The 13,996-nt window shown below is 40.2% G+C and carries 15 protein-coding genes; 7 read left to right on the forward strand and 8 right to left on the reverse strand.

Annotated elements, in window-relative coordinates:
• Window positions 1-7: 7 nt before the first annotated feature.
• Genes BUA16_RS07175 through BUA16_RS07185 form a run of 3 tightly spaced genes read right to left on the reverse strand, consistent with a single transcriptional unit; the run spans window position 8 to window position 1,934 of the window.
• On the reverse strand, window positions 8-607 hold the full coding sequence (locus BUA16_RS07175) for a LemA family protein (RefSeq protein ID WP_072764071.1): 600 nt from the start codon (window positions 605-607) through the stop codon (window positions 8-10).
• A gap of 20 nt (window positions 608-627) precedes the next feature.
• Window positions 628-957 (reverse strand): MerR family transcriptional regulator, encoded by a 330-nt coding sequence (locus BUA16_RS07180; protein WP_072764072.1) that lies wholly within the window; start codon window positions 955-957, stop codon window positions 628-630.
• Window positions 957-1,934, reverse strand: coding sequence for a M23 family metallopeptidase (locus tag BUA16_RS07185; RefSeq protein WP_072764073.1), 978 nt, complete (start codon window positions 1,932-1,934; stop codon window positions 957-959). The genes BUA16_RS07180 and BUA16_RS07185 overlap by 1 nt, the downstream gene beginning before the upstream one ends.
• A gap of 104 nt (window positions 1,935-2,038) precedes the next feature.
• Between BUA16_RS07185 and alaS the strand changes: the two genes are divergently transcribed.
• From alaS to BUA16_RS07200, 3 genes are all read left to right on the forward strand, one after another.
• Window positions 2,039-4,654 carry an alanine--tRNA ligase gene (gene alaS, locus BUA16_RS07190; RefSeq protein WP_072764074.1) on the forward strand — a complete coding sequence of 872 codons (2,616 nt, stop codon included), beginning with the start codon at window positions 2,039-2,041 and terminating at the stop codon, window positions 4,652-4,654.
• A 69-nt stretch (window positions 4,655-4,723) separates the two neighbouring features.
• A complete protein-coding gene (locus BUA16_RS07195; RefSeq protein ID WP_072764075.1) occupies window positions 4,724-5,668 on the forward strand; it encodes a GSCFA domain-containing protein in 945 nt (314 codons plus the stop codon).
• A 4-nt stretch (window positions 5,669-5,672) separates the two neighbouring features.
• On the forward strand, window positions 5,673-6,287 hold the full coding sequence (locus tag BUA16_RS07200) for a DUF4230 domain-containing protein (RefSeq protein ID WP_072764076.1): 615 nt from the start codon (window positions 5,673-5,675) through the stop codon (window positions 6,285-6,287).
• 1 nt (window position 6,288) lies between these two features.
• On the opposite strand, the gene BUA16_RS07205 is transcribed toward BUA16_RS07200, so the two are convergent.
• The 3 genes from BUA16_RS07205 to BUA16_RS18595 form a co-directional block, all read right to left on the reverse strand.
• The gene (locus BUA16_RS07205) at window positions 6,289-8,040 is read right to left on the reverse strand and encodes an aromatic amino acid hydroxylase (RefSeq protein ID WP_072764077.1); all 1,752 of its coding nucleotides are present in this window, start codon (window positions 8,038-8,040) and stop codon (window positions 6,289-6,291) included.
• 177 nt (window positions 8,041-8,217) lie between these two features.
• Complete coding sequence (locus tag BUA16_RS07210) at window positions 8,218-8,775, reverse strand: DUF4136 domain-containing protein (RefSeq protein ID WP_072764078.1); 558 nt, start codon at window positions 8,773-8,775, stop codon at window positions 8,218-8,220.
• 76 nt (window positions 8,776-8,851) lie between these two features.
• Window positions 8,852-9,013: a C1orf53 family protein gene (locus tag BUA16_RS18595; protein WP_178338856.1), complete on the reverse strand. Its 162-nt coding sequence runs from the start codon at window positions 9,011-9,013 to the stop codon at window positions 8,852-8,854.
• 504 nt (window positions 9,014-9,517) lie between these two features.
• Between BUA16_RS18595 and BUA16_RS07220 the strand changes: the two genes are divergently transcribed.
• The 3 genes from BUA16_RS07220 (at window position 9,518) to hemL (ending at window position 12,679) form a co-directional block, all read left to right on the forward strand.
• Window positions 9,518-10,426: a 1-aminocyclopropane-1-carboxylate deaminase/D-cysteine desulfhydrase gene (locus tag BUA16_RS07220; RefSeq protein WP_072764089.1), complete on the forward strand. Its 909-nt coding sequence runs from the start codon at window positions 9,518-9,520 to the stop codon at window positions 10,424-10,426.
• 110 nt (window positions 10,427-10,536) lie between these two features.
• A complete protein-coding gene (locus BUA16_RS07225) occupies window positions 10,537-11,382 on the forward strand; it encodes a glucosaminidase domain-containing protein (protein ID WP_072764080.1) in 846 nt (281 codons plus the stop codon).
• Window positions 11,383-11,389: 7 nt separating this feature from the next.
• Complete coding sequence (gene hemL, locus BUA16_RS07230) at window positions 11,390-12,679, forward strand: glutamate-1-semialdehyde 2,1-aminomutase (protein ID WP_072764081.1); 1,290 nt, start codon at window positions 11,390-11,392, stop codon at window positions 12,677-12,679.
• 76 nt (window positions 12,680-12,755) lie between these two features.
• Here hemL and BUA16_RS07235 read toward each other — a convergent pair whose 3' ends face one another.
• A complete protein-coding gene (locus BUA16_RS07235) occupies window positions 12,756-13,241 on the reverse strand; it encodes a DUF4890 domain-containing protein (RefSeq protein WP_072764082.1) in 486 nt (161 codons plus the stop codon).
• 181 nt (window positions 13,242-13,422) lie between these two features.
• Complete coding sequence (locus tag BUA16_RS07240; protein WP_143150470.1) at window positions 13,423-13,614, reverse strand: hypothetical protein; 192 nt, start codon at window positions 13,612-13,614, stop codon at window positions 13,423-13,425.
• Between the two features lie 172 nt (window positions 13,615-13,786).
• Between BUA16_RS07240 and BUA16_RS07245 the strand changes: the two genes are divergently transcribed.
• The coding region (locus BUA16_RS07245; RefSeq protein ID WP_317045389.1) for a hypothetical protein at window positions 13,787-13,996 on the forward strand (210 nt) is incomplete at its 3' end.

Consider the following 13,996-nt stretch of genomic DNA (forward strand, 5'->3'; position numbering starts at 1 on the left):
ACTTGTTTTAGTTGAATTCGAAATTTACTTCTGGTGCTTTTTCGGCTCCTGCATCTGCTTTAAAATAAGCCAATTCCTTAAAGTCGAAAACGCCGGCCAAAATAGAATTCGGGAATATCTTTATATGCTTGTTATAGGGCATTACCGTTTCGTTAAACCTGTTGCGCTCTACATTAATTCTGTTTTCGGTTCCTTCTAACTGTGCTTGTAATTCCAGGAAATTTTGGTTGGCCTTTAATTCTGGGTAGCGCTCTACCGTTACCAATAGGCTCTTTAAAGCACCGCTAAGTCCACCTTGTACTTCATTGAACTTGGCCAATTGTTCCGGTGTAATATTCGTTGGGTCAATGCTTACCGAAGTAGCTTTTGCTCTTGCTTCAATAACATCTGTTAAGGTGTTCTTTTCAAAATCTGCAGCTCCCTGTACGGTTTTCACAAGATTGCCAATCAGGTCGTTCCTTCTTTGGTAAGCACTTTCTACGTTGGCCCAGTTCTGGGTAGAGCTTTCTTTAAGCTCAATGGCAGTGTTGTTAAAGTTTACGGCCCATCGGTATAAACCAAAAGCCAAAACAAGAATAATACCTAAGGCAATTAACCATTTTTTCATAATAGGGGATGTTTAAATTTTTAAAGTTGATTTTTGATTTTTATTAGTTCTGCTTTTACCTTTTCCAGTTTTTGGATGACATCAAAAGTAGATAGGGTTTTAGACTTATCTTCCTTTAGGTGTAATTTTGCGCCTTCTAAGGTAAAACCACGTTCTTTTACCAAGTGGTAAATCAGCTGTAGGTTTTTAATGTCCTGTGGGGTAAACTTTCTATTGCCCTTTGCATTCTTCTTAGGCTTGAGCACATCAAATTCCTTTTCCCAAAACCGAATGAGGGAAGTGTTTACCTCAAAGGCATCGGCAACCTCGCCAATACTGTAATATCGTTTCTCTGGAAGATCTATATGCATTAATCCAAGGATTGGTTTTCTTGATTGGCTAGTTTCAGCATATTTTCAAATTCTTCGGCCGTTAAACTTCCGTAATAGAAATTAATGGGGTTGGTACGCTGGTCGTCTTTCCATACCTCATAATGTAAATGGGGTGCTTGCGAACGGCCGGTACTCCCGACAAACCCAATTAGGTCGCCTCTTTTTACTTTCTGTCCTGGTTTAACGTTGTATTGGCTTAAATGGCCGTATAGACTCATATAGCCATATCCGTGCTCTATTCTTATATGTTTGCCGTACCCAGAGGAGTTATTGTCTGCCCTCGATATTTTACCGTCGCCAGAGGCATAGACCGGAGTGCCTTTTGGCGCGGTGAAATCCATTCCCCAATGCATTTTTCGGGCCTTGGTAAACGGATCCGAACGCCAGCCGTAGCCAGAAGCCATTCGGGTAAGTTCTTTATTGGTAATTGGTTGGATGGCCGGAATGGAAGCCAAGAGTTTTTCTTTTTCCCCTGCAAGTTTGGTGATTTCGTCCAAAGATTTGGATTGAATGACCATTTGTTTTTGAATGATGTCCAAACGTTTGCTCGTTGCGATGATCATTTCCGAGTTGTTAAAGCCTTCCAGAGCGTTGTAACGGTTTACACCCCCAAAACCGGCACGGCGTTGCTCTTCCGGAATAGGATTGGCTTCAAAATACAAACGGTAAATATTATTGTCCCTTTCTTCAATATTGGCCAAAACCTGTTCCATCTGGCCCATTTTTTTGTTTAAAAGTTCAAATTGTAACTCGTAGTTTTTAACTTCGCGCTGAAGAGAAAGTTCTTTGGGCGTATTGATTAAATTGGTGTTTAAGAGAAAAATAAGTCCGAGGAGACCAAACATAAAGGACCCAAGAACAAATAAGGAAATGTTCCTGAATCTAGTCGTTTTCTTAGCCTCTATCTTTCGATAAGATAAGGTGTCTGGATCGTAATAATATTTTACCTTAGACATGAATGTAATTTATGCTATTTTTGCCATTGTAACTTTAGATAACAGGCAAATTTAATAAATGTTTGCTACGAACTGTTAAAATTATAAAAAGCTTATCAAATTAGATGAAATCCCAAGACATAAGAGCCAATTTTTTAGAATTTTTTAAGGAAAAATCACATAGGATAGTGCCTTCGGCACCCATGGTCATAAAAGACGACCCTACACTGATGTTTACCAATGCGGGTATGAATCAGTTTAAGGAGTTCTTTTTAGGGAATTCTATCCCTAAGGAGACAAGAGTCGTAGATACTCAGAAATGTTTGAGGGTAAGCGGGAAACATAACGATTTGGAAGAGGTGGGGAAGGATACCTACCATCATACGATGTTCGAAATGTTGGGGAACTGGAGTTTTGGCGATTACTTTAAAGAAGAAGCTATTGCATGGGCCTGGGAATTTTTAACAGAAGTATGTAAGATAGATAAGGACTGTCTGTACGTGACCGTTTTTGAAGGGAGTACAGATAAGGATAACTTGGCAAAAGATGAAGAAGCCTTAGAATTATGGCGTAAAATCGTAGCAGAAGACAAGATCCTTTATGGAAACAAAAAAGATAATTTTTGGGAAATGGGCGACCAAGGACCATGTGGACCTTGTTCAGAGATTCATGTCGATATTCGCCCTGCCGAAGAAAAGGCAAAAGTACCTGGAGCGAGCCTTGTAAACCAAGACCATCCGCAGGTAGTAGAAATATGGAACTTGGTATTTATGCAATATAATAGGAGGGCCAACGGCGATTTAGAATCCTTGCCTTCCAAACACGTAGATACCGGAATGGGATTTGAACGTCTTTGTATGGTGATGCAAGGGGTACAATCTAACTACGATACCGATGTGTTTACCCCGATCATTCGCGAAATAGAAACTATTACCAGTGCTAAATATGCAAAAGACGAGGCTGTAGACATAGCCATTAGAGTAATTGCAGACCATATCAGGGCCGTGTCCTTTTCTATAGCAGACGGACAGTTGCCAAGTAATACCGGGGCGGGATATGTTATCCGCAGAATCTTAAGGCGCGCCATTAGATACGGATTTACCTTCCTTGATACCAAGGAGCCATTTATGTACCGATTGGTAAAAGTTCTTTCGGATACTATGGGAGACGCCTTCCCAGAATTAAGAGATCAAAGGCAATTGATAGAGAATGTAGTGAAAGAAGAGGAACACTCCTTTTTAAAGACATTGGATCAAGGATTGGTGTTGCTCGATAATATAGTCGCTAGCAACAAGGGAAAAACGATAGACGGTAGAAAAGCATTCGAGCTTTATGATACTTTTGGTTTTCCCATAGATTTAACAGCCTTAATTCTTGGAGAGCGCGGATATGAGCTCGATGAAAAAGGCTTTGAAATTGCCATGCAAGAACAAAAAAAACGTTCTAGGTCTGCCTCCGAAGTATCGAAGGAAGACTGGGTGGTGCTCGATAGTGATAACGAACAAGAATTTGTAGGCTACGATATGCTAGAGGCCAGCGTAAAGTTGGTGAAATATAGAAAAGTAACCTCTAAAAAAGAAGGCGAGCAGTTCCAAATGGTATTTAACCTAACGCCTTTTTATCCGGAAGGAGGAGGACAAGTAGGCGATAAAGGTTACTTGGAACTTGTGAACGGTGATGTGGTCTATATCTTGGATACGAAAAGAGAAAATAACGAAATTGTACATTTCTCTAAAGAACTTCCGGCCACCCTGACCGATAAATTTAAGGCGGTTGTCGATAAGAAGCAACGCCAAAGAACCGCCGCTAACCATACGGCTACCCATTTGTTGCACCAAGCGCTACGTGAGGTGTTGGGAGAGCATGTAGAACAAAAAGGATCGGCAGTACACTCCAAATATCTGCGATTCGATTTTTCGCATTTTGCAAAATTAACGGTAGACGAATTAAGGGAAGTAGAGAATTTTGTGAATGCCCGAATTAGCGGTAATTTGCCCTTAGTAGAAAATAGGAACATTCCTATGGAGGAAGCTTTAGAGCAGGGTGCCATGGCTCTGTTCGGAGAAAAGTACGGCGATGCAGTAAGAACGATCCGTTTTGGGCAGTCAGTAGAGCTATGTGGAGGAACGCACGTAAAGAATACTGGCGATATATGGCATTTTAAGATCAAGTCCGAAGGGGCCGTGGCAGCAGGTATTCGAAGAATTGAAGCGATTACCTCCGATGCGGTAAAGGATTTTTATTCCGAAAACAACAAGATGTTGTTCGAAATAAAGGACTTGTTGAACAATACGGCCGATCCGGTAAAATCCGTGACAGCTTTGCAAGAAGAAAATTCTCTGTTGAAAAAGCAGGTTGAAGCGCTTTTAAAAGAAAAAGCAAAAAACTTAAAAGGAGAGTTGTTACAAGAGTTGACCGAAGTAAACGGGATTCAGTTTTTGGCCAAACAATTAAGTTTGGATGCTGCAGGAATTAAAGACATCGCTTTTGAAATGGGAAATAATAAGGACAACCTTTTCTTATTGTTCGCCGCGGAAAATGACGGGAAAGCACTGTTGTCTTGTTATATTTCGAAAGAATTGGTAGCACAAAAAAATCTCAATGCCGGAACCATCGTTCGCGAATTAGGGAAATATATCCAAGGTGGAGGAGGGGGGCAACCTTTCTTTGCTACGGCAGGAGGTAAAAATCCTAACGGTATTGCCGAAGCCTTGGAAAAGGCAAAGGGTTATCTGGGATAGGCGGGTAAGAGTTACAAGCTCGGCGTTCGTTATAGTGAATTCATAAGGGAAACAGAAGTATTAGTACGCATGAAACTACAGACCCAAATACAGCTAAAGAAAATGCCCGATCCTATTGATTACAATAGTCGGTTGCTGTTATTGGGGTCTTGCTTCGTAGAAAATATGGGCGAGAAATTCGCCCATTTTAAATTTAGGGCATTGCAAAACCCTTTTGGAATATTGTTTCATCCCAAAGCCATAGAGAACCTTGTGGTAAATGCCATTGGTGCTAAGGAGTATTCGGACAGGGATGTTTTCTATTTCAATGAACGTTGGCATTGTTATGATGCGCATTCTGCACTTAGCGATATTGGCAAAGAGGCATTGCTACAAAAACTTAATGATGGTTTGGCACAAACAGCTACTCAGTTGTCAGAAGCAAGCCATATTATCATAACTCTAGGGACTGCCTGGGTATATCGCAATCGTACAACCGATGCCGTGGTAGCAAATTGTCATAAAGTGCCCCAAGCGGAATTTTCCAAAGAAATCTTGGAGGTCGATGATATCGTGGCCAGCCTGGAGAATATTATTGCCCAAATAAAAGCGGTCAACAAAAATTGCAGGCCGATATTTACCATTTCCCCAATACGTCATTTAAAGGATGGTTTTATAGAAAACCAACGAAGCAAGGCTCATTTAATAACGGCCCTTCATAAAGTATGCTGCCAAGATCAGCTGTCTTACTTTCCTTCATATGAGATTATGATGGACGAATTGCGCGATTACCGCTTCTATAGCGAGGATATGGTACATCCTAACGCCTTGGCTATAAATTATATTTGGGAGAAATTCCGTGAGGTATGCCTTTCCGATAGCACCGCTGCCATCATGAAAAAAGTCGATACTGTTCAGAAGGGGTTGCAGCACAGGCCTTTTAACCCCAAGGCAGAAAAACACCTGAAATTTTTACAGGCTTTGGAGCAAAAAATACAGCAGCTACAAAGCGATCATTCATTTATGAAGTTTTAAGGGCATGAAAAAAGTACTCATAGGTGTAGTAATGATATTGGCGGCCTTTTTGGTCTTTAAATCATGGAAAACCAACGAAAAGGAGGCGTCCGTTCTTCAGGAAAATTCCATGCTGCTGCAAAAGCAGATAGACAATGTGTCGAAGCTTATCGTTACGGAGGGCCATTTTTCCGAAGTATATACCTATAAGGATTCTCAAAAACTGTTCGGCCCTTTACTTACAGCAGATAAAAAAGCCCTTGTAGTGGTGAATGCTGAGGTAAATATTGCTTACGATCTTAGTCTGATAAGCTTTGAAATAGACCAAAGCCAAAAAATGCTGCGAATCCTGAGTCTGCCTCCTGCGGAGGTTAAAATCTATCCAGATTTTGAGTATTACGACCTTACGGCCGATTATTTAAATCCGTTTAAGGCCGAAGATTACAACAAGATTAAAAAGGCGGTCAATGCATCTTTGCAGAAGAAAATAGAAGCTTCCTCCTTAAAATCCAATGCCAGGAATAGATTGATAAGCGAACTCTCCAAATTTTATATTGTAACCAATAGTATGGGGTGGACCTTAAAATATCAAGATCAAACCGTATCCGAGGATTTACCAGAACTTCTTTTTAAGGATTGAATTAAGAAACCAAGGCCTTATTCACCAAATCGATGCCGTCATCTATTAAATGACCAACTGTTGGTTTGTGTTCTTTTATGGCTTCCAGGTGTAAAAGGATGTCATCAGCAAAGGATTCATCACCATTGGTTTTCGCCAATTCGTACAATTCCACGGATAAAAGCCAGTCGTCGGGGTAATTGTTTTTAATTTCTTGGAAGACCTTATTTCTAGAGATGGTAAGGTTTGTTCCCTCTCTAAAGTCCCTTACCTGTTGGTACAATTGCTCTAAGGCTAATCTTTTTTTGCTTTTTGGAGATTTAATAGTGGTGTTGGTTATTTTATGGGTAACCAAATCGAAGCTTTTTATGTCTGCAGGTCCGTTGAATACCGAGGTGATATTTTCTCCTACGGCCATATGGTATAATCCCCATGCGGGTTTAAAAAGAATAGTTTCGCCATGGGTAACGGTACAATTGTCCAAGGTGATAAGGATAATTTCGCCCTTTAGGTTTCTAGTTCCTGTTATGATCTTTCCCCTTACGCAGATGTTCCCGATAAATTCTAGGCTTACCTCTTTTCCTTCATAGATATCATAGGCCTTTAAATCGCGTGGACTCATATCTTCTATGGCGAGATTGATCCCCTTTAATTTCCCAATTGGCGAGCCAAATCCATCGGAATGCTGATTGGTACCATGGCCGATCAATTCTTTTTCTCGATAAGAAAGAGCTGTTTTTCCCTTTGTTTGTACATAAACAGGTTTGTCGTCATGGGCGATGGCACTTTCAAAATAACCCGATATCTGTAGCCCCGTACTCAATTCTATAGTGCCTAATTCTTTAGAGTCTATAAGCTTCCTCAGTCCTTCTAAACCTCCCTTTCGCAACGACATGGTATTGGTGAATTCTTCCAATACCTGATTTAGAAAAGCAAAATCGGGAGTCACAAACAATTGAGGCTGTGGTTTCGTAATATCAAAGGACGTATGCACGGCTTCGATAGTGTAGGGTATTTTTTTTACCTTATCGGTCATACACCAGGCACTTTCCCCGATGGATGATAAGAGACCGGCACCGTATATTTTAGGGTTTTCCACAGTTCCTATTAAGCCGTATTCTACCGTCCACCAATGTAGGTTACGGATCAGGGCCATTTCGCTGGGGGCTCCCATATTCTTTTGAAGTGCTTCTATTGCTTGCTCTGCCTTATCAATCTTTTCTTGCGGTGTGCCTTCGGCTTCTTTTATGATAGAAAGGTAGCGTACCGCCTCATATAGTTCATAGTCCTTGGCACTCGATAGGGCTTTGCATCCAATTTCACCAAACCTTCTAAGGTATTCTGCGTATTCCGGATTGGCAATAATAGGGGCATGGCCTGCTCCTTCGTGAATAATGTCGGGAGCAGGAGTGTACTCAATATGTTCTAATTGTCGGATATCGGAAGCAATGACTAGGACATTATACGCTTGGAACTCCATAAAAGCAGCAGGAGGAATAAATCCGTCAACTGCAACGGCCGCCCAGCCTAGATCTTTTAATATGCGGTTCATACCATACATATTGGGAATATAATCTATAGAGATCCCTGTTTTTCTTAGGCCTTCCAAATAGCTGTTATGGGCAACCTTGCTTAAGTAATCCACATTTTTTCGCATTACATATCGCCATACTGCCTGGTCAATGGCCGAGTAGTCGTCGTAGTTTTGAGGCTTTATATATTGCTTTAAATGTTCTGGTAGCTTGTCTAGTATAGGGTTGCTCTGGAAAGACATAATAAAGGTTTTATGAATCTAAAGTTACAAAAAACCATGAAGATCCAACGCAAGGTGTATTTCAAACTTATTGAGACCTAAAAGTTCATGGCTTTTAATATAACATTGAGACATTCCCACAAAGGAGTTAGGACCAAACATAAAAAAACCGCTTTTTGGAGCGGTTTTTTTTATGTGTTATTTCATAGATCTTCCTGGGGGGTAGGCTTCTAGTATTTCTGAAACAAATTCTTTGATGCGTTGTTCCTTTTTTTCCATATTTCTAATATTGTGCAGGGTTCCCACGCCTCTTCCTTGCCAAACCAATTCCTTGTTTTTGGCATCGATGATGTCAATGTAAAGGGATCCTTCTGTTCTGGTGCTCACGTTGTTGCCTGTCCATGGCCCTCCCCAGTAGTAGGGATGCCATCCCCAGCCGTAATAACCGCCGCCCCAATAATTATTGTAGACATCTACCTGTTGTTTTTCTTTTGTAAAAATACTCAGTAACATGTCTGGATCGTCAGATTTTATAAAACCTCTGGCACTCATCTCAGTGTCTATGGCTTTTAAAATCCTTTTTTTGTCCAAATCGGAAATTTGGGCCTTATCAATACCTGTTTTATAAAAAGCATAGGTTTTGAACGAATTAAAATTGGCCTCTTTATCGTAGTCCGATACTACCTGAATAGAGGTACAAGAACTAATAAAAAACAACATCAGGGCGGGGAGGAATAAAAATTTAATATTTTTCATAGCTGTTTTTATTTTGAGTTATAACTTAGAATATTCTATAGGAAAAACATCAATAATCATGCCGAATGCCTTATTATCAGCCCTGTGTGTTTGTTTTTCGGCTGTAGCCATAAGGGCAATGCCTACAGCCACTTTCGCAACAGTAGCCCCGTTTTAAATGGAATTGTTGGGTAAAGACTTTGTAGCCTTCTTCCGAAAGATAAAAATCGCCTTCCTCTAATGGTATAATTTTCTTCATTTTTGTAAATTTATATCAATATTTTTGAAACGATATAGGGTATGATGGCTTTTTAACAGAGTTTGGCATTTAAAGAAACTTAAAAACACTATTTTGGCAGTAAGCGAGTTCGCTAAATTCTTTCTCCTAGGGACTAAACTTTTATAGGCCCTAAAGTAATTCACCATGATTATAGTATTCAAGTATTTTTTTTATAAGGACTATATAGGGCTCGCTCTATGGCCGTTTATCATTGTAAAAAACCGCGCCTTAAAAAAGGATTTGGTTCTTTTGAATCATGAAAGAATACATTTAAAACAACAAAGTGAATTGCTCCTTGTTCTTTTTTATGTTATTTATGTCTTTGAGGGGTTTCTTAAACTTTTAATATATTTTGATCGTTATAAGGCATACCGTAATATAAGTTTTGAACGAGAAGCCTATCAAAACGAAAAAAATTTAAATTACTTAAAAGAACGAAGACCATTTAGCTTTATTAAATATCTTTGGGTCTGAAAAATGTCCATGGTGCAGGTATTAAATCAGGAAATAAACCTATCTATGTTAACGGATAAGCAGATTTCTCTTTTTATAAAAAGGGAAGATCAGATCCATCCGTTTATTTCCGGAAATAAATACCGGAAATTAAAGTATAATGTTCTGGAGGCCCAGGAAAAGGGGGCGACAACTTTACTGACTTTTGGAGGAGCATATTCCAATCACATTGCTGCTACAGCCTATGCCGGAAAAACAGCAGGGCTTAAAACCATTGGCGTCATTCGTGGAGAAGAGCTGGTAGATCAATGGAGGCAAAACCCTACCCTTAGGATGGCTAGTGAACAGGGAATGGAGTTTAAGTTTATAACAAGAATCCAATATAGGGATAAAACCGACAACACTTTTATCGAAAAACTAAAGGAAGCGGTGGGGCCTTGTTATATTATTCCCGAAGGAGGCACCAATGCATTGGCGGTAAAAGGGTGTGCGGAAATATTGACTTCTTCCGATAAGGACTTTGATGTAATTTGTTCTAGTGCCGGCACTGGTGGTACCTTGGCCGGAATTATAGAAGCATCGGACCCTTCACAAAGAATCCTTGGTTTTCCTGCTTTGAAGGGCGATTTTCTGAAAAAGGATATTTGTAAATTTGTTACCAAGGAAAATTGGCAGCTTATAACAGACTACCATTTTGGAGGATATGCCAAGGTAAGCGAATCCCTAGTGAATTTTATAAATAATTTTAAAGATAAAACGGGGGTGCCCTTAGATCCGGTGTATACCGGAAAATTGCTATATGGGATCATCGATCTTGTACAACGAGATTATTTTAGTCCTGGCACCAAAATTTTAGCCATCCATAGCGGAGGGCTCCAAGGAATTCAAGGAATGAACTTGGTACTAAAAAAGAAGAATCTACCATTATTGAAAGTATGAAATGGCCACGACCAAAAACTGATCGCCAATACGAATTCAACAATGGGAATTACATGCTTGTACTGAGTGCAGCCGAAGTATGACCGTTATAAAACAATAAATATCTGCATATGATAAAAAGAGTTGTAATTGTTGTCCTTTTAGGGATGTTTTTGTCGAGTTGCGGGGCCAAGAGAAAAGCAGCCCATAGCAAAAAGCCTGTTAGGAAATCTGTAGTTTCCAAGGTAGATCGAGAGCGGAAAGTAGAAAACAAAAAAGCCGACGATGGACTTTATGCGCTGCCCGAAGATTCAGGGGAGTTTGTAAAGTTTTCCGTGAATTCTGTTGGAGAGTATATAGAAACCTTTGCGGAAATGGCGAAATTTGAAATGATAGCCTATGGGATTCCAGCGAGCATTACCCTAGCACAGGGAATTTTGGAGAGTGGGGCAGGGAAGGGCGCATTAAGTGCAAAGACCAATAACCACTTTGGGATAAAATGCCATACTGGTTGGACCGGAGATTACGACCATCACGATGATGATGAAAAGGGAGAGTGTTTTAGAAAGTATAACCACCCCATGTATTCCTTTAGAGATCACAGCATATTTTTAACCACAAGGGCTAGGTACGCTTCCTTGTTCAGTTTAGACCACGACGATTATAAATCTTGGGCACATGGCTTGCAAAAGGCAGGTTATGCTACCGATAAACGCTATCCTGAAAAATTAATTTCCATAATAGAACGATATCAATTAGATAAATATGATAGGGAAGTTCTAGGGAAGGGGCCTCTGGCCAAGAGAGAATCTAGGACAACGAATCACAAAATCCATATCGTTGAAAAAGGCGATACCCTATATTCGATTTCAAAAAGATATTTTGTGTCCATTCCAGAATTGATGAAGTTGAACAATATGAAGAACAGTAATTTGGCCATTGGACAAAAACTGAACGTTACATCAGAATTAAAATAAATTATACATGATCTATAAAAGAAGTAGTGCTTTATTTGAAGAGGCCCAGCAATATATTCCTGGTGGTGTAAACTCTCCAGTGAGGGCATTTAAAGCTGTTGGAGGTACTCCTATTTTTGTTAAGGAAGCCAAAGGAGCCTATTTGTACGATGAAGACGGCAATCGGCTAATAGATTACATAGCCTCTTGGGGGCCGTTAATTTTAGGACATGCCCATGAGCCCGTAATCAATGCAGTAATCGAGAAGGCCAAAAAAGGGACTTCTTTCGGAATGCCAACAGAAATAGAAACACAATTGGCAAAATTGGCGGTTTCTATGGTGCCCAATATTGATAAGATCCGTTTCGTAAATAGCGGTACAGAAGCTTGTATGAGTGCTATTCGGTTGGCCCGAGGCTATACCGGTAAAGATAAAATCATAAAATTTGCGGGTTGCTACCATGGGCATTCCGATTCATTTTTAATTCAGGCCGGTAGTGGTGCCGTTACTTTTGGAAGCCCTAATAGCCCAGGGGTCACCCAAGGAACGGCCAAAGATACGCTCTTGGCAGAGTACAATGATCTGGAGAGCGTAAAAGCCCTGACCACAGCGAACAAGGGAGAAATTGCCGCCGTGATCATTGAGCCTGTTGCAGGGAACATGGGCTGTATTATCCCAAGTGATAGTTTTATTAAAGGACTTCGTGAGCTATGTACCCAAGAAGGGATCTTATTGATCTTTGATGAGGTAATGACCGGATTCCGACTGGGAAAAGGAGGTGCTCAAGAAGTTTTGGGGATCGATGCCGATATTGTAACCTTTGGAAAGGTTATCGGTGGCGGATTACCAGTAGGGGCCTTCGCTGCCAGGAACGAAATTATGGCCTATTTGGCACCAGAGGGACCTGTGTACCAAGCAGGGACCTTAAGCGGGAATCCTTTGGCGATGAGTGCCGGATTAGCGATGCTGACCCAATTAAATGAACATCCAGAAGTGTTTCAAAGTTTGGCCGAAAAGACCGAATACTTGGCCAAAGGGATAGAAAAAGTCTTGGATACACATGGAGTAGTGTACCAGATGAATAGACTGGGTTCTATGATGTCCGTACATTTTACCGATGAACCAGTGGTTGATTTTAAAACTTCGGTTAAAGGTAATAATGACTTTTTTAAGAAGTATTTCCATGGGATGTTGAACCATGGGGTATACCTGCCACCGAGTGCCTTTGAAAGTTATTTCTTAAACGATGCACTGTCTTACGAGGATTTGGATGCCACCATTTTGGCACTAGATACGATAGCACCAACGCTTAAATAATTTAATAGAATATAATAAAAAGGCCCTAGGAGCATTGTGCACATAGGGCCTTTTTTATTTTATTAGAGAGATTTTATTACTTCCTATGGTTGCCGTTTCTATGATGATCGCCTCTTTCTTTGTGTCCTTCAGAATGTCCTCTTGCTTTACGTCTTTTTGAATGGCCTTTACGGGCCATTTTTTGCCAGGTTGAAAATTGTTCCGGTGACAAGATTGTTTTTAAATTTCTTTGGTGCGCTATTTTACGATCGAGCATTTCTGTTCTTAAATCGTAACCTTGTTCCGCGGATAGCTTAGCCTCTTCACCTTTGGCCTTTGAAGCCTTTCGCTCTTGCATTTTCTTGCTGCGTTCTTTGGCTGCTTTTAAGTTAAGGGTCATCAATTGTTTTTCTTGAGCCGGACTTAAGTCCAGTGCAAGGGTCATTTTTTTTGTCTGTAAGGTCGCTATTTGCTCGGGAGTCATTTGCTGTCTTGTCTCTCTAGCATTTTTTTGTAGTCCTTCTTTTTGTGCCATCGCAGTGAATCCTATTAACATTGCGAATACTATAATAGCATTTTTCATAGTGATACCTTTTTATGTTATATAGGTAAGACTAGAAAAAAAGGATTTGGTTTAAAAACGAGAAAAACGTTAAGTACTGTAAATGTGAGGGAAACGAGGAAAGTAACCTTGGAGAAGGCCCTACAGTCTTAGGGTTTTTCCTATATGATGGGGGGTGTTGGAGTAAGAATGTGGATAAAAATTATTGCAAATCTTTTAATTTTTCTTTTGATTGAACCACTTCCTTGGAATCTAAATGTTCAATCTCTTTTACCTGGGGTTCTAAATGTTCAACATTTTGCTCGGGGTTATTTTCTGGCTCAAGACTTATATACAAAACGGTAGATGCTATAAAAGCTAGTAAATACAGCAGACTTTTTATCTTATAGGACATATAGCGGGAACGATTTATGTTCATCTGTAATCGGAAATTAAATCTGCACAGTTTTCGGTAAATAGGAATACACAGAAAATGGCAACAGGAATACACAATTAAAAGACCATTTGGGGCATGCCCCAAATGGTCTAAAAGCTAATATTGCTGGTTCACCAAAACCAGCAATTCTATGAATGTGTATTTAGCCAAATTTATGATTTATTATGAAATCCATCGAATGCACCGTGAAGGGCATTCCAAGAGCAGGATCAGTGAATTCCTTTTGCTCGATAGGCGTACGGTATCAAAGTACCTAGCAATGAGCGAATCGGAATACGAAGAATTCCTTACCAAGCAGACCAATCGTGGGAAGAAACTACTTCCCTATGAGGATTTTGTC

This window comes from Arenibacter nanhaiticus, assembly GCF_900141935.1.
Classification (GTDB): domain Bacteria; phylum Bacteroidota; class Bacteroidia; order Flavobacteriales; family Flavobacteriaceae; genus Arenibacter; species Arenibacter nanhaiticus.

Bases quoted from the DNA above. Each gene is read 5' to 3' on its own strand.
- BUA16_RS07175 (WP_072764071.1), bottom strand. From the start codon at position 607: ATGAAAAAATGGTTAATTGCCTTAGGTATTATTCTTGTTTTGGCTTTT.
- BUA16_RS07180 (WP_072764072.1), bottom strand. From the start codon at position 957: ATGCATATAGATCTTCCAGAGAAACGATATTACAGTATTGGCGAGGTT.
- BUA16_RS07185 (WP_072764073.1), bottom strand. From the start codon at position 1,934: ATGTCTAAGGTAAAATATTATTACGATCCAGACACCTTATCTTATCGA.
- alaS (WP_072764074.1), top strand. From the start codon at position 2,039: ATGAAATCCCAAGACATAAGAGCCAATTTTTTAGAATTTTTTAAGGAA.
- BUA16_RS07195 (WP_072764075.1), top strand. From the start codon at position 4,724: ATGAAACTACAGACCCAAATACAGCTAAAGAAAATGCCCGATCCTATT.
- BUA16_RS07200 (WP_072764076.1), top strand. From the start codon at position 5,673: ATGAAAAAAGTACTCATAGGTGTAGTAATGATATTGGCGGCCTTTTTG.
- BUA16_RS07205 (WP_072764077.1), bottom strand. From the start codon at position 8,040: ATGTCTTTCCAGAGCAACCCTATACTAGACAAGCTACCAGAACATTTA.
- BUA16_RS07210 (WP_072764078.1), bottom strand. From the start codon at position 8,775: ATGAAAAATATTAAATTTTTATTCCTCCCCGCCCTGATGTTGTTTTTT.
- BUA16_RS18595 (WP_178338856.1), bottom strand. From the start codon at position 9,013: ATGAAGAAAATTATACCATTAGAGGAAGGCGATTTTTATCTTTCGGAA.
- BUA16_RS07220 (WP_072764089.1), top strand. From the start codon at position 9,518: ATGGTGCAGGTATTAAATCAGGAAATAAACCTATCTATGTTAACGGAT.
- BUA16_RS07225 (WP_072764080.1), top strand. From the start codon at position 10,537: ATGATAAAAAGAGTTGTAATTGTTGTCCTTTTAGGGATGTTTTTGTCG.
- hemL (WP_072764081.1), top strand. From the start codon at position 11,390: ATGATCTATAAAAGAAGTAGTGCTTTATTTGAAGAGGCCCAGCAATAT.
- BUA16_RS07235 (WP_072764082.1), bottom strand. From the start codon at position 13,241: ATGAAAAATGCTATTATAGTATTCGCAATGTTAATAGGATTCACTGCG.
- BUA16_RS07240 (WP_143150470.1), bottom strand. From the start codon at position 13,614: ATGTCCTATAAGATAAAAAGTCTGCTGTATTTACTAGCTTTTATAGCA.